Source organism: Pseudorhodobacter sp. W20_MBD10_FR17 (assembly GCF_052119765.1).
GTDB lineage: Bacteria > Pseudomonadota > Alphaproteobacteria > Rhodobacterales > Rhodobacteraceae > Pseudorhodobacter.
In genome coordinates this window covers 95,841-116,988 of record NZ_JBGQOQ010000003.1, presented here as the reverse complement: position 1 = coordinate 116,988, position 21,148 = coordinate 95,841, and the positions used below count along the sequence as shown (strand labels likewise).

Annotated in this window: 17 protein-coding genes; 10 read left to right on the top strand and 7 right to left on the bottom strand. The window is 59.1% G+C overall.

Going from position 1 to position 21,148, the window contains the following annotated elements; all coding sequences use genetic code 11:
* Positions 1 to 7 precede the first annotated feature (7 nt).
* The 6 genes from ACEN2J_RS03155 to ACEN2J_RS03130 all read left to right on the top strand — a co-directional run bounded on the left by ACEN2J_RS03155 (position 8) and on the right by ACEN2J_RS03130 (position 6,301).
* The gene (locus tag ACEN2J_RS03155; protein ID WP_442103218.1) at positions 8 to 1,141 is read left to right on the top strand and encodes an acetate/propionate family kinase; all 1,134 of its coding nucleotides are present in this window, start codon (positions 8 to 10) and stop codon (positions 1,139 to 1,141) included.
* 1 nt (position 1,142) lies between these two features.
* On the top strand, positions 1,143 to 3,899 hold the full coding sequence (locus ACEN2J_RS03150) for a molybdopterin oxidoreductase family protein (RefSeq protein ID WP_442103216.1): 2,757 nt from the start codon (positions 1,143 to 1,145) through the stop codon (positions 3,897 to 3,899).
* A complete protein-coding gene (locus tag ACEN2J_RS03145) occupies positions 3,896 to 4,633 on the top strand; it encodes a 4Fe-4S dicluster domain-containing protein (RefSeq protein WP_442103215.1) in 738 nt (245 codons plus the stop codon). Before ACEN2J_RS03150 ends, ACEN2J_RS03145 begins: the two co-directional genes overlap by 4 nt.
* The gene (locus ACEN2J_RS03140) at positions 4,633 to 5,502 is read left to right on the top strand and encodes a dimethyl sulfoxide reductase anchor subunit family protein (protein ID WP_442103214.1); all 870 of its coding nucleotides are present in this window, start codon (positions 4,633 to 4,635) and stop codon (positions 5,500 to 5,502) included. The genes ACEN2J_RS03145 and ACEN2J_RS03140 overlap by 1 nt, the downstream gene beginning before the upstream one ends.
* Before the next feature lie 77 nt (positions 5,503 to 5,579).
* The gene (locus ACEN2J_RS03135) at positions 5,580 to 5,759 is read left to right on the top strand and encodes a CTP synthetase (protein ID WP_442103213.1); all 180 of its coding nucleotides are present in this window, start codon (positions 5,580 to 5,582) and stop codon (positions 5,757 to 5,759) included.
* Positions 5,760 to 5,818: 59 nt separating this feature from the next.
* A complete protein-coding gene (locus ACEN2J_RS03130) occupies positions 5,819 to 6,301 on the top strand; it encodes a cytochrome b (RefSeq protein ID WP_442103211.1) in 483 nt (160 codons plus the stop codon).
* Positions 6,302 to 6,347: 46 nt separating this feature from the next.
* On the opposite strand, the gene ACEN2J_RS03125 is transcribed toward ACEN2J_RS03130, so the two are convergent.
* Positions 6,348 to 7,118 (bottom strand): alpha/beta fold hydrolase, encoded by a 771-nt coding sequence (locus ACEN2J_RS03125; RefSeq protein WP_442103209.1) that lies wholly within the window; start codon positions 7,116 to 7,118, stop codon positions 6,348 to 6,350.
* Positions 7,119 to 7,213: 95 nt separating this feature from the next.
* Here ACEN2J_RS03125 and ACEN2J_RS03120 point away from each other — a divergent pair, with 95 nt between their 5' ends.
* Positions 7,214 to 7,585: a hypothetical protein gene (locus ACEN2J_RS03120; RefSeq protein ID WP_442103208.1), complete on the top strand. Its 372-nt coding sequence runs from the start codon at positions 7,214 to 7,216 to the stop codon at positions 7,583 to 7,585.
* Here the strand turns inward: ACEN2J_RS03120 and ACEN2J_RS03115 are convergent.
* Both ACEN2J_RS03115 and glyA read right to left on the bottom strand, forming a co-directional pair.
* Positions 7,524 to 8,435 carry a DUF817 domain-containing protein gene (locus ACEN2J_RS03115; RefSeq protein WP_442103206.1) on the bottom strand — a complete coding sequence of 304 codons (912 nt, stop codon included), beginning with the start codon at positions 8,433 to 8,435 and terminating at the stop codon, positions 7,524 to 7,526. The two genes, ACEN2J_RS03120 and ACEN2J_RS03115, sit on opposite strands and share 62 nt — an antisense overlap.
* A gap of 115 nt (positions 8,436 to 8,550) precedes the next feature.
* Positions 8,551 to 9,855: a serine hydroxymethyltransferase gene (gene glyA / locus ACEN2J_RS03110; RefSeq protein WP_442103204.1), complete on the bottom strand. Its 1,305-nt coding sequence runs from the start codon at positions 9,853 to 9,855 to the stop codon at positions 8,551 to 8,553.
* Between the two features lie 218 nt (positions 9,856 to 10,073).
* Between glyA and ACEN2J_RS03105 the strand changes: the two genes are divergently transcribed.
* The gene (locus ACEN2J_RS03105) at positions 10,074 to 10,835 is read left to right on the top strand and encodes an NAD kinase (RefSeq protein ID WP_442103203.1); all 762 of its coding nucleotides are present in this window, start codon (positions 10,074 to 10,076) and stop codon (positions 10,833 to 10,835) included.
* Positions 10,836 to 10,944: 109 nt separating this feature from the next.
* On the opposite strand, the gene ACEN2J_RS03100 is transcribed toward ACEN2J_RS03105, so the two are convergent.
* From ACEN2J_RS03100 to ACEN2J_RS03085, 4 genes are all read right to left on the bottom strand, one after another.
* On the bottom strand, positions 10,945 to 12,387 hold the full coding sequence (locus ACEN2J_RS03100; RefSeq protein ID WP_442103202.1) for a sigma-54-dependent transcriptional regulator: 1,443 nt from the start codon (positions 12,385 to 12,387) through the stop codon (positions 10,945 to 10,947).
* A complete protein-coding gene (locus tag ACEN2J_RS03095; RefSeq protein ID WP_442103200.1) occupies positions 12,384 to 13,865 on the bottom strand; it encodes an ATP-binding response regulator in 1,482 nt (493 codons plus the stop codon). The genes ACEN2J_RS03100 and ACEN2J_RS03095 overlap by 4 nt, the downstream gene beginning before the upstream one ends.
* 190 nt (positions 13,866 to 14,055) lie before the next feature.
* Positions 14,056 to 15,948: a propionate-CoA ligase PrpE gene (gene prpE, locus ACEN2J_RS03090; RefSeq protein WP_442103198.1), complete on the bottom strand. Its 1,893-nt coding sequence runs from the start codon at positions 15,946 to 15,948 to the stop codon at positions 14,056 to 14,058.
* Positions 15,949 to 16,574: 626 nt separating this feature from the next.
* Positions 16,575 to 18,854, bottom strand: coding sequence for an NADP-dependent malic enzyme (locus ACEN2J_RS03085; protein WP_442103197.1), 2,280 nt, complete (start codon positions 18,852 to 18,854; stop codon positions 16,575 to 16,577).
* 509 nt (positions 18,855 to 19,363) lie between these two features.
* On the opposite strand from ACEN2J_RS03085, the gene cdd reads away from it, so the two are divergent.
* Both cdd and ACEN2J_RS03075 read left to right on the top strand, forming a co-directional pair.
* Entirely contained in the window at positions 19,364 to 19,822 is a 459-nt protein-coding gene (cdd, locus tag ACEN2J_RS03080; protein WP_442103196.1) for a cytidine deaminase, read from the top strand.
* Positions 19,812 to 21,146: a thymidine phosphorylase gene (locus ACEN2J_RS03075; protein ID WP_442103194.1), complete on the top strand. Its 1,335-nt coding sequence runs from the start codon at positions 19,812 to 19,814 to the stop codon at positions 21,144 to 21,146. The genes cdd and ACEN2J_RS03075 overlap by 11 nt, the downstream gene beginning before the upstream one ends.
* The last annotated feature ends 2 nt before the right edge of the window (positions 21,147 to 21,148 follow it).

Genomic DNA, 21,148 nt, shown 5'->3' with positions numbered 1-21,148 from the left:
GGGCAAAATGCGCAAGATTCTGGTGGTAAACGCGGGGTCGTCCTCGGTCAAATTTGCAGTGTTTGCGGATGGGGTTGAGCAGGCGGCGGGGGCGGTTTCCGAAATCGGCGGCGCGGCACAGCTTAAATTTGCAGGCCAAAAACGGCCTGTTGCTGCCCCTGATCATCGCGCCGCTGTTGCCGCCTGCCTTGGGGCATTGGCGCAGGCCGGGCATGATCTGACCAGCCTTACGGCAGCGGCGCACCGTGTGGTGCATGGCGGCACTGCGTTTGTGGCACCTTGCCAAATTGACGATGCTGTTTTGGCAGGCATCGAGGCCTGCGTGCCGCTGGCCCCGTTGCACAACCCCGGCAATTTGGCAGCCATCCGCGCACTGGCCGCACTGGCCCCCGATCTGCCGCAATTTGTCAGCTTTGATACCGCCTTTCACGCGGGCCAACCGCAGGTTGCCACCCGCTATGCCGTGCCGGATGCGGTCACTGCTTTGGGCATTCGCCGCTATGGCTTTCACGGCATTTCCTATGCCAGCCTGACCCGGACGATTGCCGCCAAGGGTCGCTTGCCCCGCCGTTTGTTGGCCCTGCATTTGGGCAATGGCGCGTCACTCTGTGCCATTTTAGACGGTAAGTCGGTGGCCACCACGATGGGCTATTCGCCCTTGGAAGGTTTGACCATGGGCACCCGTTCAGGCAGCATTGACGGCAACGCCGTGCTACGCTTGGCCGAGCTGTATGGCATTGAGGACGCAAGCCGGATTTTGAACAAGCAAAGCGGTTTGCTCGGCCTTGGTGGCGCGTCCGATATGCACGAGCTGGGCCAAATGGATACCGAGCAGGCCCGCTTTGCCCGCGCGCATTTTGCCTATTGGGCCGTGCGCCACGCGGGCAGCATGATTGCCGCGATGGGGGGCATTGATGCACTGGCTTTCACCGGCGGGATCGGTGAAAATGACGCAGACATGCGGGGGGATATTATGGCGGGTTTGGGCTTTACTGGGCTAATTGCGGATGCGGCGGCCAATGCTACGGGCGCCGAAATAATACATGATTCCAAGTCTTTGTTGGGTGCATGGGTCATCCCCGCCGCCGAGGAGGCATGGATTGCCGCCGAAGCCTTGGCCGTCATGGATAAAGGTGCCTGATATGGCACAGCCGCAAATTGATACATCGCCAAAAGTCTCGGATGAGGTGCGCCAGACCACCTGTTACATGTGCGCCTGTCGCTGCGGCATTAACGTGCATCTTAAATCGGGCAAGGTTTCCTATATCGAAGGCAACCGCGCCCATCCGGTGAACAAAGGCGTGCTATGCGCCAAGGGGGCCAGCGGCATCCGGCAGGTCAACGCACCGTCGCGGCTGCGTGCGCCGCTGCGGCGGGTCGGCCCGCGCGGGTCGGGCGCGTTTGAAGAGATTTCTTGGGACGAGGCACTGGGGATTGCCACCGAATGGCTGGGGCCATTGCGCGAGTCTGCACCCGAGAAACTGGCGTTTTTCACAGGCCGCGATCAAAGCCAAAGCTTGACCAGCTTTTGGGCGCAAAACTATGGCACCCCGAATTATGCAGCCCATGGCGGCTTTTGTTCCGTGAATATGGCGGCGGGCGGCATCTATACCGTTGGCGGCGCGTTTTGGGAATTTGGCCAACCGGATTGGGAGCGCACCAAGCTGTTCATCCTGTTTGGGGTGGCCGAAGACCACGACAGCAACCCGATCAAGATGGGCCTTGGCCGGCTAAAGGAACGCGGGGCCAAGGTGATTGGCGTGAACCCTATCCGCAGCGGTTACAATGCCATCGCCGATGATTGGTTTGGCGTGACGCCGGGGGCCGATGGTCTGCTGATCTTGGCGCTGATCCATTGCTTGCTTGCAGCGGGCAAGGTGGATCTTGATTACCTCGCGCGGTTTACTAACGCGCCGCTTTTGGTGCGGTCCGATGAAGGCGCGGAAAAAGGCCTGTTTCTGCGCGATGCTGAAGGTAAGGCGCTGGTTATGTCAGGCGGCGCGTTGGTGCCGTTTGATCAAGTGGGTGTGAAACCCGATCTGGGGGCCACCTATGAGGGCCACCGCACCGTGTTCCAGCACATGGCCGAGCGGTATTTGTCACCCGACTATGCGCCCGAGGCTGTGGCCGCGCGCGTCGGGATTGAGGCTTTGCGTATCCGCGAATTGGCAGCCGAACTGGCCCGTGTTGCCTTTGACGAGGCGATTGAGATTGCGCAGCCGTGGACGGATTTCCGCGGTGACAAGCATGACAAAATGATCGGGCGGCCTGTGTCTTTCCACGCCATGCGTGGGATTTCGGCGCATTCCAACGGCTTTCAAACTGCGCGTGCCTTGCATCTGTTACAGGTGGTTTTGGGTACGGTGGAAACCCCCGGCGGCTATCGCTTTAAACCGCCATACCCCAAACCCGCCGAAGCGCACCCCGCGCCGCATTGCAAGGTGACACCGGGCAAACCGCTCGACGGCCCGCATCTGGGTTACCCGCGTGGCCCCGAGCATCTGTGCCTTGACGCGCAGGGCAATCCGGCCCGCATCGACAAGGCGTTTTCGTGGGAAAACCCGCTGTCGGCGCATGGCGTGATGCATATGGTCATCGCCAATGCCCATGCAGGCGACCCGTATAAGATTGATACGTTGTTTTTATACATGGCAAACATGGCGTGGAATTCATCGATGAATACCGCCCATGTGATGGAGATGCTGACCGATAAGGGCGAGGATGGCGAATACGTCATTCCGCGCATCATCTATTCCGATGCCTACGCGTCTGAAATGGTGGCCTATGCCGATCTGATCTTGCCCGACACGACCTATCTGGAACGTCACGATTGCATTAGCTTGCTGGACCGTCCAATTTCGGAACCCGATGCGGCAGGGGATTCCATTCGTTGGCCAGTGGTCGAACCGGACCGTGATGTGCGTGGCTTTCAATCGGTGCTGATCGACCTCGGGGCGCGGCTGGGCTTGCCGGGGTTTGTAACGGCCGAAGGTGCGCCTTTGTACAAAGATTATGCTGATTACATCACCCATCACCAGCGCCGCCCCGGTGTTGGGCCGCTGATGGGCTTTCGTGGCAATGGCGATGATGAGGGGCGGGGTGCGCCGAACCCTGACCAGCTGCAACGCTATATCGACAATGGTGCGTTTTATCAGGCGCATGTCCCCGAAGGTGCCGATTTTTATAAGCCATGGAATAAGGCCTATCAGGATTGGGCGGTGAAAATTGGCCTCTATGATGCGCCGCAGCCGTATCTGTTTTCGATCTATTCCGAACCGATGCGCAAATTCCAACTGGCCGCCGAAGGGCATGGCGAGCGTCAGCCGCCCGAGGCTGCCCGCGAACGGTTGAAAATTGCGATGGACCCGCTGCCGATCTGGTACGCGCCCTTTGGCGATGATGCGGTAGATTACCCCGTGCATGCGCTGACGCAAAGGCCGATGGCGATGTACCATTCGTGGGGGTCGCAAAACGCGTGGTTGCGGCAAATCCACGGCTATAACCCGCTGTATGTGCCAACGAAAATTTGGAACGCGAACGGGTTTAAGGAAGGCGATTGGGCGCGCGTTACCTCGCCTAATGGGGAAATCGTGGTGCCGGTCGCGCATATGGCCGCGCTAAATGAACACACGGTTTGGACGTGGAACGCAATTGGCAAACGCAAGGGCACGTGGGGGCTGGACGCCGATGCGCCCGAGGCGATCAAGGGGTTCTTGCTCAACCATCTGATTTCGGAACTGCTGCCAGAAAAAGGCGATGGCATGCGGTGGAGCAATTCGGACCCTGTAACAGGGCAAGCCGCGTGGTTTGACTTGCGCGTGCGGGTGGAAAAGGCGGATGCGCCAACCGAGGCGCAGCCGCAATTTCCAACGTTGGATTTGAAAGGGGTGCAGGTATGACATGCCTTCCGGGACATACCGAGAAAAAGCTGGGGTTAGCGATTGACCTTGATACGTGTGTCGGCTGCCATGCCTGTGTGACGGCCTGTAAAGGCTGGAACGATCAGGGCTATGGCGCGCCCTTGACCGACCAGGACGCCTATGGCGCCGACCCGTCGGGCGTGTTTTTGAACCGCGTGCATTCCTATCAGGTACAGCCTGAAACGGGTGCCGCGCAGGTTATCAACTTTCCGCGCTCTTGCCTGCATTGTGAGGATGCGCCCTGTGTGACCGTGTGTCCAACGGGGGCCAGCTATAAACGGGTCGAAGACGGCATCGTTCTGGTGAATGAGAGCGATTGCATCGGTTGCGGGTTGTGCGCTTGGGCCTGCCCCTACGGCGCGCGCGAAATGGATGCCGAGGCCGGTGTGATGAAAAAATGCACCCTGTGCGTTGACCGCATTTACAACGAAAACCTGCCCGAAGAAGACCGCGAGCCTGCCTGCGTGCGCACCTGCCCAACCGGCGCGCGGCATTTTGGCGATTTTGCCGACCCTGACAGCAAGGTCAGCCAGCTTGCGGCCAAGCGCGGCGGGTTTGATCTGATGCCCGATATGGGCACTAAGCCGACCAACAAATACCTTGCCCCGCGTCCCAAAGACCGGCGGTCTGAGGCGTCATTACTGGCACCACTTTTGGATATTGAGGCTACGGGCTTTGCCGGTTGGCTTGACCGTATTTTGGGGAAGATCTGATGCATCCGGCACCGTCTGTTATCATATTCTCGGTTCTGTCGGGGCTTGGGTTTGGGTTTATGGCGTTTATGGCGCTGGGGTTTTTGCCACTTACTGGCGCTTGGGCGTTTTGGGCTTGGGCTGTAGGCTATGCTTTGGCGGTGGGCGGGTTGATCGCGTCGACCACGCATTTGGGCAACCCGCAGCGCGCGCTAAAGGCGTTTTCGCAATGGCGCAGCAGCTGGCTTTCGCGCGAAGGTTGGGCTGCTGTGTTGGCACTGCTGGCGCTGGCTCCGATTGCGCTGGGCGATTGGTTGGGGTTTGGCGTGCCATTCGTGTGGCGTGGTTTGGCGGCGGCTTTGGCGCTGTTGACCGTGTTTTGCACGGCGATGATTTACACGCAAATTAAGGCGGTTCCACGCTGGCACCATTGGCTGACGCCGGTGATGTTCATGGGGTTTACGCTGGCGGGCGGCGCGTTGTTGGCAATGCAAGCAGAGCTGGCCTTTGTGCTGCTGTTGGCGCTCGCGGTGGTGATGGTGCTGCTGTTTTACATCGGCGACCGGCAGTTTGCGCGGGCAGGCCAAACCATGGGCACGGCCACAGGGCTGGGCGTGCGGGGCGAGGTTTCGGTGTTTGAACAACCCCATACCGGCGGGAATTACCTGCTGCGCGAGTTGATTTTTGTGATTGGCCGCAAACATGCACAAAAGCTGCGGGTGATTGCGGTGCTCTGTGCCGCCGTGCTGCCAGCGCTGATGGCGGCTGTGGGGGGCGTGGGCGTGATGTTGGCGGCGGTGCTGGTGCATTTGGTCGGCGCATTCGCCGCGCGCTGGTTGTTCTTTGCCGAGGCCGAGCATGTGGTGGGGCTATATTACGGCAAACGCTAGGGCGTTTTGCGTTAGATCAAGGCGGAGGCGGCAATCATCTTCTAATCTTTACATGTAATATGTGTAAGGAAGCCAAGATGACCCGCTTGATGATGATTCTATTTTCGATGATTTCGACCACATTGATGGGTGTGGGGATGATCGTGGCGCTTGTGATGGGCTATGACACGCTGAACCCGTTGCTGGTGGCGATTGCAATCGGGTTCGTGGCCTCGATCCCTGCAACTTGGTTCGTCGCCAAACAAATCACTGGGTGAAGCGCCTGAAATGCGCCGACGGGGCGTATATTTGTCAAACCAAGATTTAAGAGATTGCGATGCACCCTTATTCCAAAACCCAGATTATTCTGCATTGGGTCGTAGCCCTGTTGATTGTATCGCAGTTCGTGCTGCATGACGGTATCGCTGCGGCGTGGCGGGCGTTTCGGCGCGGCCAAGAGGTGACGTTTGACCCGCTGGTGGCGGTGCATGTCTTTGGTGGCATTGCAATTTTGGTGCTGGTGGTCTGGCGGTTGATCATCCGCGCGCGGCAAGGGGCGGTGGCGCCTGTCGCTGGGACCAGCCCGATGATGGCGCGCGTCGCGCATTGGGGGCACCTCGCGCTATATGCTGCGATGGTTCTGGCCGGTGTTTCGGGTTTGACCGCGTGGTTCGGTGAGGTGCTGATCGCGGGTGAGGTGCATGAGTGGCTGAAACCGGTCATATTGGTTCTGGTTGGTGGCCATGTTGCCGCAGCACTGTACCATCAGTTTTACCTGAAAGACGGGCTGATGCAGCGGATGTCTTTGCGTAAACGCTGATATGTGGATCGCGACGTTTCGTCGAGAAATCGTAGGTGGTGACGGCTTAACGTGCCAAAAATATCCGCATAGTGTCTTCAAACTCGCGCGGTTTTTCGGCATGGAGCCAGTGGCCCGCGCCCGGTAATTTGGCAAAGCGGGCGACAGGGAATAGTGCACGAATGGCGGCGCGGTATTCGGGTTTCACATAGGTACTTTCGGCCCCTGACAAAAACAGTGTGGGGTTTTCAAAAACACCAACTGTACCGGGCCAGCCCACGATTTTCGGCATTTCAGCCTCAAGCACATCAAGGTTCAGGCGCCATTGCGGTGGCGTGGCTTTCAAGTCTAGGGATTGCAGAAAAAAGGCCCGCAACGCGGGGTCATCTATCAGTTTGGCGAGCCGTTCGTCCGCTTCGGATCGCGCGGTCAGGTCGGTTAGATCAAGGGTTTTCATGGCATGGATATGGCGGCTTTGGTCATGCGAATAGGCAACGGGCGCAATGTCTGCAACGATCAGCCGCCCCACTATATCACCATGGGTCAGCGCCAGATGCATTGCCGCTTTGCCCCCCATAGAATGGCCCATCACATCCATCTGCCCCCCATTTGCGGCAATCACCTCGGCCAGATCTTCGGCCATATCTGGGTAGGAGTGGCTGGAAAATCGCGGGCTCTCGCCGTGATTGCGCATATCAACCGCCAGCACATCGCGATCTGTTGACATGCGCCGTGCGATCACGCCCCAGTTTCGGGCAGAGCCGAATAATCCATGCACAATCAGCAAGGGCGGAAGGGCTGTCGGGGTTTGGGCGGCGTACGAAACGGTGTTCAGCATGGTTTAGCCTTAGCGCAAGAGCGTTTGCAGTTCCAGAGTGGTTGTGAACTGGTCGCAGCATGGGTAAGCTGCCGGAAATCAAAAGGAAGTGTCGCATGGGCGCAGTTTCAATTCAACAGATGGCAGAGCGCGTTTCCGTTTTGTTAACCGAGCGGCTGCATATCAAGGGCCGCGATCTTGACGATAAACTGCGCCGTGGAGGCCGGCTTTTGCCACGCAAGGTGCGCCTTGCCGCCCAAGAGATCGCAACGGCGAAACAGCAATCCTTTAACCCCAAGCTGTTGTTGCAGATCAACCAAGAGACCTTGGCCGAAAACTATGACATTTGCATCAAGCATTTGAATGCGGTGAACAAAGGCCACAGGCTGCGCGGTGTGCTGTTGGGGCTTTCGACCTCGATCCTGTTCAGTCTTTTGGCCGTTGCGGCGTTGGCGCTGGGTTTTTTGGTCTGGCGCGGATTTCTGTAGCGGTCAGACGTTTGGGCGATAGTGCCGCGCGGCTGACCACCGTTACTGTGACAAAGGCTACATACAGCAATAAATACCAAGATCCGAGTTTGGCAAGGCTAACGGTTTTGCTGGGGATTTGACCGGAATACAGCCATGTTCCCGTGGCCGTCCCGACATTCTCGGCCAGCCAAAGCGCAAAACTGGACAGCAGCGCCGCCAGTGGCATAGGCATCCAGCGCGGATGCTCGGTGTTTATAAACCATACGCGGGTGCGGGCGTATAGGATCAGCGTCGCCGCGAAAAGGCCCAGCCGGATATCGGGCAAAAAGTGGTGGGCAAAGAAGTTGACGTAAATCGCCACAGCCAGCAGCATCGTCATCCAAAGCGGCGGATAGGGCGCGAAACGCATCGAAAAGATGCGGATCACGCGGGCGATATAGCTGCCCACGCTTGCATACATAAAGCCGGAAAACAGCGGCACGCCCATAAGCTTGAACAGTCCCGGCTCGGGGTAGCCCCACGACCCCGCGTGGACCTTGAACCATTCCATCGCGGTGCCGGTGAGGTGGAACAGCAAGATCACCCGCGCCTCTTCCCATGTCTCCAGCTTTAGCCGCAAGAACAGGGCTTGGGTGGCGATGGCAAATAGGAATAGGAAATCGTAGCGTTGAAAGGCCCAGTCGGGGTTCCAGGCCAGTTTTGTCGTGATGATAATGGCCAGCAGCAGGCCGCCAAACAAACAGGCCCAAGCCTGTTTGAACACAAACATTACCAGTTCGCCGAACGGGTCCGGAAGCCGTGCGCGGACGGCATCGCCTAAACGGCGTTCGATGCTTAGGTTTTGTTTGTGAAGGTGATGTTGGGGCACCTGGCCTCTCAATTTTGAACCAAACAGGCAATTACGATTTTTCGTCGAAAATTCGGTGACCCCGATGTCGGTTTGGAAGATGCGGCGCGAAGTTGCCCTCGCGCCGCTACGTAACTTACAGGCCCGGATAGATCGGGAACTGTTTGCACAGCGCCTCGACCTTGGCTTTTACGGCCTCTTCGACTGCCGCGTTTCCGTCTTCGCCATTGGCGGCGAGGCCATCAACCACTTCGACAATCCAGTCGCCGATTTGGCGGAACTCTGCCTCGCCAAAGCCACGCGTCGTTCCTGCGGGGGTGCCGAGGCGGATGCCGCTCGTGATGGTTGGTTTTTCGGTATCAAACGGGATGCCGTTTTTGTTGCAGGTGATATGCGCACGGCCAAGGGCCTTTTCGGTGGCGTTGCCTTTAACACCCTTGGGCCGCAGATCGACCAGCATCAGGTGCGTGTCGGTGCCGCCTGTAACAGTGCCAAGGCCACCCTTCATCAACTGATCAGCCAGCGCTTGGGCGTTTTTGATCACTTGCGCTTGGTAGATTTTAAACTCGGGGCGCAATGCCTCACCAAAGGCCACAGCTTTGGCAGCGATCACATGCATCAAGGGGCCGCCTTGGATGCCTGGGAAAATGGCCGAGTTGACCTTTTTCGAAATGGCTTCGTCATTGGTCAGGATCATGCCGCCGCGCGGGCCGCGCAGGGTTTTATGCGTGGTCGTGGTGGCAACGTGCGCGTGCGGGAAAGGCGAAGGGTACAGACCCGCCGCAACGAGGCCCGCGAAATGCGCCATATCGACGAGGAAATAGGCACCCACCTTATCGGCAATTGCGCGGAAACGGGCGAGATCGAGGATGCGTGGGATGGCCGAGCCGCCAGCGATGATCATTGCAGGTTTATGTTCCAGCGCCAATGCCTCGATCTGCTCGTAATCGGGCAGCAGCGTGTCTTGCTTTACGCCGTATTGTACCGCGTTGAACCATTTGCCCGACTGGTTTGGTGCGGCGCCGTGGGTCAGGTGGCCGCCTGCATCCAAGGACATGCCCAGGATGGTATCGCCTGGTTTGATCAGCGCCTGAAACACACCTTGGTTGGCCTGAGAGCCCGAGTTCGGCTGCACGTTCACAAAATCACAACCAAACAGTTCCTTGGCCCGGTCAATCGCCAGATTTTCGGCGATATCGACATATTGGCAACCGCCGTAATAGCGACGGCCCGGATAGCCCTCGGCGTATTTGTTGGTCATGACCGAGCCTTGCGCCTCCATCACGGCGCGCGACACGATGTTTTCGGACGCGATCAGCTCGATCTCATCACGTTGACGGCCGAGTTCCAGCGTCATTGCGCCAAAGACTTCGGCATCCCGCGAGGCGAGGCTTTCGGTAAAGAAACCAGCGTCGCGATGGGTGGTTTTTGGGGCGTTCATGGGCGTCTCCTTGGTCAGATCAGGGGGCGGGTGTTTGGGGTTATTTAGTCTAGGTTGAGCGATTGAGAAAGGTAAGAATCCGCCGCGATGCCATGTTTGGGCGACATTGCTGTTTCGGATGGGAAACTTTTCGCGCGATTGGTGTGCAAAGCGGGCCCGAGGGGTTGAGTTTGGCATAGGCGACGGCCAAGACTGTGCGCAATGGCGGGGAGAACGCAGTGACACAACGGATCGCATTTTTGGCAAGCGGGGCAGATGCGGCGCAAAACGCGCTGGCCACGCTGACCGCACGCTATGGCAACCATGCGCCCGAGGATGCCAGCCATATTGTGGCGCTGGGTGGCGACGGGTTCATGCTGCAAACCCTGCATCAAACCCAAAGTTTGAATATCCCCGTTTATGGCATGAACTGCGGCACCATCGGGTTTTTGATGAATGCCTATAGTGAGGAAGATTTGCCCCGGCGGCTGCGAGATGCGGGCGAAGAGGTGCTGAACCCGCTGGCGATGAAGGCCGAAACTGCGGCGGGGCCGATGGCGATGGGCTTGGCAATTAACGAGGTGAGCCTGCTGCGGGCGGGGCCACAGGCGGCCAAGCTGCGGATAACCGTAGATGGGCGCGTGCGGATGGACGAGTTGGTGTGTGACGGCGCGTTGGTGGCAACGCCTGCCGGATCAACCGCCTATAACTATTCGGCGCATGGGCCGATTGTGCCGATCGGGGCCGAAGTGCTGGCGCTGACGGCGATTGCCGCGTTTCGGCCAAGGCGCTGGCGCGGGGCGTTGCTGCCCAAGGGCGCGGTGGTGCGGTTTGATGTCTTGGAACCCGAAAAACGGCCGGTGCGGGCAGATGCGGACAGCATGTCGGTGCCGGATGTGCTGTGGGTCGAGATCAAGAGCGAACCCGGTATTCGCCATAGGATTTTGTTTGATGAGGGGCACGGGCTGGAAGAGCGCCTATTGCGAGAGCAGTTTGCATGAGACCTGAGGCCGTGAAAGCCGATGGCCGAGGGGGCGTTGCCCCCACCTCGATTGGTAGCCCAATCAAGGCCCCCCAGGATATTTTTGAACAGATGATATGAGCGGGGCTTTAGGCCTTGGGCGGCCTTTTCGAGGCCTTGGCCCAGTTTTCCAGTTTGCGGTAAATCGTTGACGGCGAGACGTCGAGCACCCTTGCGGCGCGTGGCACCGAGCCTGCGTGCAATTCAATGGTCGCTTCGATGATTTCGCGCTCGACCTCGGCCAAGGGGCGACCGAGCAGGCCACCAAGCGTGGGCGTGTTGCGCCAAAGGACTGGCGCGGCCTGATGTGTCTGTTCGGTTGGGGGTAGGGTTGCCAAATCATCGGGAAGCATGTGGCGCTGGACTTTGTCGCCATCATAAAGCACGACGACATTGCGCATGACGTTCAGCACTTGGCGGACATTTCCGGGCCAGGGTAGATCTTGGAACAGGCGGCGTACGTCATCGGACAAGGCGGTGAAATGGCGACCTTCTTCATGAGCAAAGCGGTTAAGCGCAGCTTCGGCAATTTCGATCACATCATTGTCGCGTTCGCGCAGGGGCGGCATGTGGATCGGAATGACGTAGAGCCGATAATAGAGGTCTTCGCGGAACTGGCCAAGGCGGACGGCTTCGGCGGGATCGCGGTTGGTGGCGCAGACGATGCGCACGTTCACCTTATGCGGGCGGGTGGCGCCAACGGGCTGCACGCTAGAGGTTTGCAAGAACCGCAGCAGTTTGGTTTGCAGCGCAGGCAGCATTTCGCAGACTTCATCCAGAAACAAAGTGCCGCCGTCGGCCGCAGCCGCCGCGCCGATTTTATCAGAAATCGCGCCGGTGAACGAGCCTTTCATATGGCCGAACACCTCGGATTCCAGCAGCTCGGCTGGGATGGCACCGCAGTTTAGGGCGATGAACGGCCCTGCGCTGCGGGGGGATTGCCGGTGTACGGCAAGGGCGCAAAGCTCTTTGCCGGTGCCGCTTTCGCCCGTGATGAACACTGTTGCCATGCTTTGCGCGACCGAGCCGATTTTCTCTTGTACGCGGGTCATGGCATGGGACGAGCCGATGAACACGCCTTCGGGCACATCGGGCGCTTTGCGTGCGGTGTTGCGCGGGCGGGGGTTGGGGTCTTCGGGGTCGCTTAAGGCGTTGTCGATTGACGATAGAAAGCGGACTTCGTCAAAGGGTTTGACCAGAAATTCATGTGCCCCGGCCCGCATCGCCTCGACCGCCTTATTGATCGAGCCGTTGGCCGTGATAACGATCACATGGGTTTCGGGACCTTGGGCCAGAATGTCTTGCATCAGGTCTAGCCCGTCGCGATCGGGCAAGGTGAGATCCAGCAAAACGATCTGCGGCGCCTCTTGAAGGAACAGCGCAAAGCCTTCGGCGGCGGTGGTTGCGGTGATGACCTTGTGGCCGGCATTTATCAGGGTGGCACGATACACCATTTGCAAAGACAACGTATCTTCGATCAGCAAAATCGCAGGCGGTTCTACGGTTTTTGATTTACGGTGAGCGATGGTCATGGTTGGTTTTGTCGTTCCTGTGCAATCCGCGCGATAAATTTTAGCAGGTCGGCCAGCCCATCCATTACGGGTTTTTGCTGTAAGTCCAAGGCTACACTGTCTTGGGTACTCGCCGCAAGGTTGAAGGCGCGCGCATGGTTTTCGAGCGGTGCCATGCCTGCGGTGCCAGCCAAGGCGATCAGCACATGTGAGGCCTTGGCCAAGGAGGGCCAATCTTGGGCGGGAAGCGCCGCAAGCAATTTGGACTGAATTGACATAAGGTCGTCAATGTAGCGCAATGCCAGCTCATGCGCGACGCTGGGGCCTGCCATGTCGAGCAGGCGGGAAAAGGCCGCGGGGTCGCTGCTCGTCTGGTCTTGGGGTGCGGGCGGCAGTGGGCCGCAGATGGCCTTCAGCAAATCGGCGGCTGAGGCGATGGGTTTAACCAAAAGCCGGTCCGCCCCCGCGGCGAGCGCTTTGTCAAAGAACTCGGGCAGGTTATGGGCCGTAAGGATGATGATCTGTGTGGGGGCGGCTTGCGGGTTTGGGTGATCGCGCAAGGCGCGGCAAATCTCTAGCCCGCTGCGGTGTGGCATCTCATAATCAATGAAGGCAATGTCAAACCCGCCTGCCATCAGGGCCGCTTCTGCGCTTGGCCCATCATGTGCAACGGTGGTATTTGCCCCAAAACCGCGCAAATATTGCTGTAAGATCATCAGTTGTGGCATGCTGTCGTCGGCGATCAGCACTTTTTTGCCCTTCAGGCAGCTGGTATCAACCGCAGGTCGGTCATCCGGGGCGGGTATGGCTATGGGCAAAACCAGCTCGGCCAATGCGCCGCCGTTGGGCTGGTTCAGCAGGTTTAGCGTGGCGTTCATGCGTTGGGCCAAGCTGCGGGCAATGCGTATACCCAGCCCGTGGCCCTGCCTATCTTGCCATGCGGGCATTGCGGGGGTGTGGATTTGGCCGGGTTTATTGCGAACGGCATCGGGAAAGCCGGGGCCGCTATCTGTAACCATAAAACGCAATTGGTCGGGGGCGGGGTGTGTCACGTCAAGGCTGACAGGCCGCCCGCCGGAATGCGCCAGCGCATTGCTAAGCAGGTTCGACAGGACGCGTTCAACGGCGGTGCGGTTGCACAGTACCGCAGCAGGTAAATCGCGGGTCGTAATCTTGATGCTGTTCGTTTGCAGCCCAGCCGAAAAGGACCAGCGGCGTTGCAGGTCGTGCAGCATTTCGGCAATATCGGTTGTGGCCAAGGTCAGCTCGGGCGCGGCTTGGGTAAGCAGGGTCGTGAGTCCCTCATCCAAAAACCGTGACAGGCTTTCGGCTGTGGCCTTGACGCCATCAAGCTGCATCTGGTTTTGCTGGGTAAAGTTGCTTGCGTCGAGCAGCGCAAGGCCAGCAGAAACATCGGCAAGGGCCGAGCGGATATCATGGCCCAAAAGCGCCAGCTCTTCGGACATCGCGCCATCAGTTTGTGGGGTGGGCTGATTCATGGGTGACAATGATCTAAATAGCCAGATTAAGATGGGCGATTGGAAAGGATAGAAGTGCCATAAAAATAAACCTGTACCCAAATTATGGGCACAGGTTACGCGTGTGTGGGGCAAAGTCTAGCGGGTAAACATCGTTAATGCTCCCCCCTATCTGCAACTTTGCGTTACCCCGCAGTCTGCCTAGGGTTGATTACGCCTGCGCCAAGCCAAGGGACTGAAGGGCTACACGAATTTCATCCAAGACAGCAGGGTCCTCGATCGTGGCAGGGGCTTTGATGGCCTGACTGTCGGCGATCTTGACCATGGTCGAGCGCAAGATTTTGCCAGAACGGGTTTTCGGCAGGCGTGCGACCACCACGGCGCGTTTAAAATCAGCCACGGGACCAATTTTATCGCGCATCAGTTTGACGCATTCCTTAACCACTTCGGCCTCGTTCCGGTCACAGCCGGAATTGAGGCACAAAAACCCAAGCGGTGATTGGCCCTTTAGGGTATCTGCCACGCCAATCACGGCGCATTCTGCCACATCGGGGTGGCCTGCCAGTACCTCTTCCATCGCACCCGTGGACAGGCGGTGGCCTGCGACGTTGATCACGTCATCGGTGCGGGCCATGATGTAAAGATAGCCGTCTTCATCAATATAGCCCGCGTCGCCAGTTTCATAATAGCCGGGGAAATGGGTGAGATAGGCCTTTTTGAACCGCTCTTCGGCATTCCACAGCGTGGGCAGAGTGCCGGGGGGCAGCGGCAGCTTGACCGCAATTGCGCCAAGGGTGCCTGCTGCGACGGGGTGACCGCCTTCGTCCAACACTTGCACGTCATAGCCGGGCATCGGCACCGAAGGAGAGCCAACTTTGATCGGCAGTTCTTCGATTCCCAGTGGGCAGGCGGCAATCGCCCAGCCGGTCTCGGTTTGCCACCAATGGTCGATCACGGGGATGTTCAGCGCGGCCTTGGCCCAGTTGATAGTGTCTGGGTCAGCGCGTTCGCCTGCGAGGAACAGGGCTTGAAGGTGTTTCAGGTTATACTCGGACACAAGTTTGCCTTGGGGGTCATCACGTTTGATGGCGCGCAGGGCGGTGGGGGCGGTGAAAAAGCTTTTGACCTTATGCTCAGCAATCACGCGCCAGAAGGTGCCTGCATCGGGGGTGCCAACGGGTTTGCCCTCAAACACCACGGTCGTACAGCCTGCGATCAACGGGCCGTAGCAGATGTAAGAGTGGCCGACGACCCAGCCAACATCCGATGCCGCCCAGAATACATCGCCGGTTTCCACGTTATAGACGTTTTTCATCGTCCAGTTCAGGGCGACCAAGTGGCCGCCGGTGGCCCGCACAACACCTTTGGGCGCGCCAGTGGTGCCCGAGGTATAGAGGATATAGGCGGGGTGATTGCCCTCAACCGGTACGCAATCGGCAGGGGTGACGCCGTATTGAAAGCCATGCCAGTTGAAATCGCGGCCCTCGATCAGTTTTGCAACCTCTTGCTCGCGCTGAAAAATGACGCAGAAGTCTGGTTTATGCGTGGCCATGTCGATGGCGCCGTCAAGCAATGGTTTGTAGTGAATCACGCGGGACGGCTCGATCCCGCAAGAGGCCGCGATGATCGCCTTGGGTTTGCAATCGTCGATTCGCACAGCCAGCTCATTCGCGGCAAAGCCACCAAAGACCACCGAGTGCACAGCGCCCAGGCGGGCACAGGCAAGCATCGCCTCGAGCGCCTCGGGGACCATTGGCATATAGATCAGAACGCGGTCGCCCTTTTCAACACCTTTGGCACGCAGGGCACCGGCGAGGGTGGCGACGCGGTTGCGCAGCTCCTCATAGGTGATGGAATGTTTTGTGCGGGTGACGGGGCTGTCGTGGATAATGGCAAGCTGCGCGCCGCGACCTGCCTCGACATGGCGGTCAACCGCGTTCCAACAGGCGTTGACCATGCCGTCGGAAAACCAGTCATAAAGCGGGGCGCGGCTGTCATCCAAAGCGCGACTTGGGTTTTTGTCCCAATCGATTTGCTTTGCGGCCTCCATCCAAAATGCTTCTGGGTCGGCTTTCCAGCCTGCGTAAACCTCTGCGTATGCCATTGTATACCTCCTCCGGTTAGTCTTAATTACGCTGCGTCATATCATATAGCAAGAATGTTGCGTGGGCTTTTCTGCGCCCATTGGTCACGTTTAGCGCAAACGGTGGGGCGCAGGAAAAGGGGGCGCTCGCGCCCCCTCGGGGCTGTGCCCCTCACCCCCTGAGGATATTTGGGCCGAACAGAAAGCGGATTTGGGGGAGGGCGCTTAAAGTTGCAGATGGATGTGGTCATCGTGGCGTGCGGCGCTGCAGTCTTGGAAGCGGATTTTGGGCTCATTTATACCGAGGCGTGTGGGGATGTGGCTCGACAAGGATTTTGCCAGCGCGCGGGTCACTGGCTAGCCATTAGCAGGGCGGCGCGGGTGCGCGGTTGGTCAAGCTGCCAGTGGGGGAGCGCCGCGTTGAAGGTGGCCATATCCCCGTGCAGATCGGCCCAGCGGTTGGGGCCGGGCGGCCATAGATGGGGGCGGCGAGGTGCGCTGCCGCCCAAAGGGCGGTCTAGGCCAGCATGAAGGCGGGCCATAGAATTCTGCGGTTTTCGCGAAAAGCGAGGGCGGCAAGCCATGCCCCTCGGCCGAGTTGGGTGGGCAAGGTCAGGGCCAGCACCGCCAGCCCGTGACCGATTGTTTTAGCCGTAATGCGCCACGGGCGTGCCTGCCAGTGCCGACATGTTCAGCAGGCCGCGTGCAGTGATGGAAGGCGTGACGATATGGGCTTTGTTGCCCATGCCGATCAGAATCGGGCCAACTTCTAGCCCGCCGCCGCGCATTTTCAGGATGTTGCGCACGCCGCCTGCGGCATCGGTATTGGCATAGACCAGCACGTTTGCAGCCCCTTCATAGCGCCCGCCGGGGAAGATGCGGTCGCGCAAGGATTGGTCAAGGGCGGCATCGGTGTGCATCTCGCCTTCGTACAGAAAATCGCGGGGGGCGGCGTCGAGAATGGCCAGTGCGCCGCGCATCCGCCGCCCTGTATCGCTGTCAAGGTTGCCGAATTGCGAGCCTGCGCAAAGGGCGATCTTGGGCATCATGCCAAAGCGTTTGACGTGCCGTGCTGCACCGATGATCGTCTCGGCAAGCTGCTCGGGCGTCGGCTCGGAGTGGACATGGGTATCAGCGATAAACAGCGGCCCGTCTTCCAAAATCATCAGCGACAGCGCGCCGATGGGGTGACGGCCCTCGGTGGCCAGAATTTGCTGCACATAGTTCAGGTGCCACAGATATTGACCAAAGGTGCCGCAGATCATGCTGTCGGCCTCATCGCGGTGCACCATCACGGCAGCAATCGCGGTGCTGTTGGTCCGCATCACGGCGCGGGCGATATCGGGCGACACGCCACGGCGCGCCATCAGCGTGTGATACGTTTCCCAATAATCGCGGTAGCGCGGATCATTTTCGGGGTTCACAAGGTCAAAGTCGCGGCCCGGGCGGATGGGCAGGCCCGCGCGTTCGCAACGGCTTTCCACCACCTCGGGGCGGCCGATCAGGATCGGCTTGTCGGTGGTTTCCTCAATCATCGCATTGGCAGCGCGCAGCACGCGCTCATCCTCGCCCTCGGCAAAGACGATGCGGCGGGTGACGGTGGCGGCAGCCTGAAACACCGGCCGCATAATCAGGGCCGAGCGGAAGACCGAGCCGTCAAGCTTTTGCTTATAGGCATCGAAATCGTCGATCTGTTTGGTCGCCACACCGGTTTCAATCGCGGCCTTGGCCACAGCAGAGGCCACAACACCGATCAGGCGCGGGTCAAACGGTTTGGGGATCAGATATTCTGCGCCAAAGGTCAGCTGCTCACCCTTATAGGCGGCGGCGGCCTCGGCGCTGGTGGTGGCGCGGGCCAATGCGGCAATGCCTTCGATGCAGGCCAGCTCCATCTCATCATTGATCGTGGTGGCACCGACATCCAGCGCCCCGCGGAAGATGAAAGGGAAGCACAGCACGTTGTTCACTTGGTTCGGAAAGTCCGACCGACCCGTTGCCATAATCACATCGGGGGCCACGGCGCGGGCCTCATCTGGTGTAATTTCAGGTGTGGGGTTGGCAAGGGCGAACACAATCGGGCGCTTGGACATGCGGGCCACCATTTCCGCCTTTAGCACGCCGGGACCAGACAGCCCGAGGAACAGATCGGCGCCGTCGATCACCTCCCCCAAGGTCCGTTTATCGGATTTTTGGGCAAATTCTGCCTTTTGCGGCGTCATTTCCTCGGTCCGGCCTTCATAGACCAGCCCTTTGATATCGCACAGCCAGACGTTTTCACGTTTCACGCCCAGCTTCAGCAGCATGTTCAGGCAGGCAATGCCCGCAGCGCCGCCGCCGGTCGAGACGATCTTGATATCTTCGAATTTCTTGCCCGCCACAAACAGCGCATTGGTGGCCGCAGCGCCCACAACAATTGCAGTACCGTGCTGGTCATCGTGAAACACCGGAATGCCCATGCGCTCGCGGCAAATCTGTTCAACAATAAAACAATCGGGGGCTTTGATATCCTCAAGGTTGATCGCACCAAAGGTGGGCTCCAGCGCGCAAACGATATCGGCCAGCTTGTAGGGATCGGGTTCGTTCACCTCGATGTCAAAGCAATCGATATTGGCGAATTTCTTGAACAGAACGGCCTTGCCTTCCATCACCGGTTTCGACGCCAGTGCACCAATATTGCCAAGCCCCAGAACGGCGGTGCCGTTGGACACAACAGCCACCAGATTGCCCTTGGACGTATAGCGCACAGCGGTCGAGGGGTCGGCCTTAATCTCAAGGCAGGCTTCGGCCACGCCGGGGCTATAGGCCAGAGACAAATCGCGACCATTGGCAAGCGGCTTGGTGGCCCTGACTTCCAGCTTTCCGGGTTTTGGATGCTCGTGGTAATAAAGCGCTGCTTGCCGTGTGGTGTCGTGCCGAGTCTCGTCCATTTTATGCCTCCCAATGGGTGGTTTGACACTAAACAATTCTGCGCCTGCCGCAAGCCTGCGGCGGTAAAAGGGATATTCTGAATAAACTTGATAATGGAGCCATGGTGTTGTGGCCGTGGTTTTGTGATTAAATTTGCGGCGCGTGGTTTGCATGCTGCCCTCAAAGCTCAAAACCCAAAACCCAAGGATGATGCCTATCCGGCATCCGCACCCTGATCTGTACTGGCAAGGCCAGCGCTTTACGCACAAAATCGGCGTGAAATGGCCCTGCATGGCGAGAGCAAAGACCCCTACCGTCTGTCCGTAGGCGATGCTTTCGTCATCCCGCCCCGCTTTCAGGCCCAATAGCAGACACCTCAGCCAGCCTTGAACGGGTCAAAGTGACATTGACCGAACCCTTCAGCACAACGATCCTCTACCCCTATCATCTGTTCACAAATATCCCCGGGGAAGGGGTCTGGGGAGGGGGCAGGCAGCCCTCTCCCCAGCGGTTGCCATCACGTCATCGCTTGCAAGTTGCGCGCACCAGTTCCACACTTGGCCAAAACCAACTTCGGAGCCTGAATATGTCCCTCCTCAAAGCCGCCACTACCGTGCGCGAAAATGCCTATGCGCCCTATTCCAAATTCAAGGTCGGCGCGGCCCTGCGCAGTACGGCCGGCAATGTCTATCTTGGCGTGAATGTCGAAAACGTCGCCTATCCCGAAGGCACCTGCGCCGAAGCTGGGGCGATTGCGGCCATGTGCGCGGGTGGTGATTATCAAATTGCCGAGCTGCTGGTCATCTCTGACAGCCCCACCCCTGTTACCCCCTGCGGCGGTTGCCGCCAGAAAATCGCTGAATTTGCGGGGGGCGAGGTTGCGATCACGATGGTCAATCTGCAAGGCGTGACCAGCGTTGTCACCGTCGCCGACTTGTTGCCGGGGTCGTTCAATGCGGGCCATATGGCCAAAGTCGATGCAGACTGATCCTGCACCATCCGCGTTTGACGCCCGTGATATTATCGCGGGTCTTCGCGCGGGGCTGCCCCCCAAGCTGGGGGCGCTGGAATGGTTCGCGCAGGGTCTTGCTTCGGGGCAGGTGTCTGATGCGCAGGCAGGCGCGTTTGCCATGGTGATTTGCCTGAACGGCTTGGGCGATGCAGGGCGCGTGGCATTGACCCGCGCCATGCAAACCAGCGGGATGCAGTTGGAATGGGATCTTCCGGGGCCGGTACTCGATAAGCATTCAACGGGGGGGATCGGTGATTGTGTGTCGCTGTTGCTGGCTCCTGCACTGGCGGCCTGCGGGGCCTATGTGCCGATGATTTCAGGGCGTGGCTTGGGCCATACGGGTGGCACGCTGGATAAGCTGGAATCCATCCCCGGCCTGCGCACCGATGCCACGCCTGACCAGTTGCGCGATCAGCTTGCCCAAACCCGCTGCGCGATCATCGCGGCATCAAAGCAAATAGCCCCTGCCGATCGGCGTCTTTATGCCATCCGCGATGTGACGGGTACGGTGGATAGCATTGACCTTATCACCGCCTCGATCCTATCGAAAAAGCTGGCGGCGGGGCTTGAGGGGCTGGTGCTGGATGTCAAATGCGGCTCTGGCGCGTTTATGAAGACGGAAGGCGAGGCGCGGGCTTTGGCGCAGGCTTTGGTCTCCACCGCCCAAGCTGCGGGATGTATGACGACCGCGCTGATCACCGATATGTCGCAGCCGCTGGCCAATGCGGCGGGCAACGCGCTAGAGGTGATTGCCGTGATGGAAACCCTGACAGGCACATCCGTAGACCCCGCGCTGTGGGATCTGACGGCGGCGCTGGGCGGTGAGGCGCTGGCGCTGGGCGGGCTGGCCGCCGATGCCAATGACGGTGCTGCGCGTATAGAGCAAGCTTTGGAAAGCGGTGCCGCAGCCGAATATTTTGGCCGGATGATCGCCGCCCAAGGTGGCCCTGCCGACTTTGTCGACCGGTGGCCCGACCGCTTGCCTGCAGCACCTGTGATGATTGATTTTCTCAGCCCGTTGAATGGGTTCGTCACCGCGATTGATGCCCAGGCGCTGGGTAATATCGTCGTGCATCTGGGCGGTGGCCGCTTGCGCGAAGGGGATCGCATTAACCCTTCGGTTGGCCTGTCCGACCTTGCGGGGCTGAATGATGCGGTCGAGCCGGGCCAACCGCTTGCGCGGGTTCACGCCGCAACCGTGGCGCAGGCCGAAGCGGCGTTGAAACAGCTTGCCGCCGCTTATACGATTGGCGAGAGCGCCTGCGATGAACCGCCCCTAATTTTTGGAAAGATCACATGACA

Bases quoted from the DNA above. Each gene is read 5' to 3' on its own strand.
- glyA (WP_442103204.1), bottom strand. From the start codon at position 9,855: ATGAACGCCCCAAAAACCACCCATCGCGACGCTGGTTTCTTTACCGAA.
- ACEN2J_RS03120 (WP_442103208.1), top strand. From the start codon at position 7,214: ATGGGCGCAGTTTCAATTCAACAGATGGCAGAGCGCGTTTCCGTTTTG.
- ACEN2J_RS03095 (WP_442103200.1), bottom strand. From the start codon at position 13,865: ATGAATCAGCCCACCCCACAAACTGATGGCGCGATGTCCGAAGAGCTG.
- ACEN2J_RS03140 (WP_442103214.1), top strand. From the start codon at position 4,633: ATGCATCCGGCACCGTCTGTTATCATATTCTCGGTTCTGTCGGGGCTT.
- ACEN2J_RS03155 (WP_442103218.1), top strand. From the start codon at position 8: ATGCGCAAGATTCTGGTGGTAAACGCGGGGTCGTCCTCGGTCAAATTT.
- ACEN2J_RS03125 (WP_442103209.1), bottom strand. From the start codon at position 7,118: ATGCTGAACACCGTTTCGTACGCCGCCCAAACCCCGACAGCCCTTCCG.
- ACEN2J_RS03150 (WP_442103216.1), top strand. From the start codon at position 1,143: ATGGCACAGCCGCAAATTGATACATCGCCAAAAGTCTCGGATGAGGTG.
- ACEN2J_RS03130 (WP_442103211.1), top strand. From the start codon at position 5,819: ATGCACCCTTATTCCAAAACCCAGATTATTCTGCATTGGGTCGTAGCC.
- ACEN2J_RS03145 (WP_442103215.1), top strand. From the start codon at position 3,896: ATGACATGCCTTCCGGGACATACCGAGAAAAAGCTGGGGTTAGCGATT.
- ACEN2J_RS03135 (WP_442103213.1), top strand. From the start codon at position 5,580: ATGACCCGCTTGATGATGATTCTATTTTCGATGATTTCGACCACATTG.
- ACEN2J_RS03085 (WP_442103197.1), bottom strand. From the start codon at position 18,854: ATGGACGAGACTCGGCACGACACCACACGGCAAGCAGCGCTTTATTAC.
- ACEN2J_RS03075 (WP_442103194.1), top strand. From the start codon at position 19,812: ATGCAGACTGATCCTGCACCATCCGCGTTTGACGCCCGTGATATTATC.
- prpE (WP_442103198.1), bottom strand. From the start codon at position 15,948: ATGGCATACGCAGAGGTTTACGCAGGCTGGAAAGCCGACCCAGAAGCA.
- ACEN2J_RS03100 (WP_442103202.1), bottom strand. From the start codon at position 12,387: ATGACCATCGCTCACCGTAAATCAAAAACCGTAGAACCGCCTGCGATT.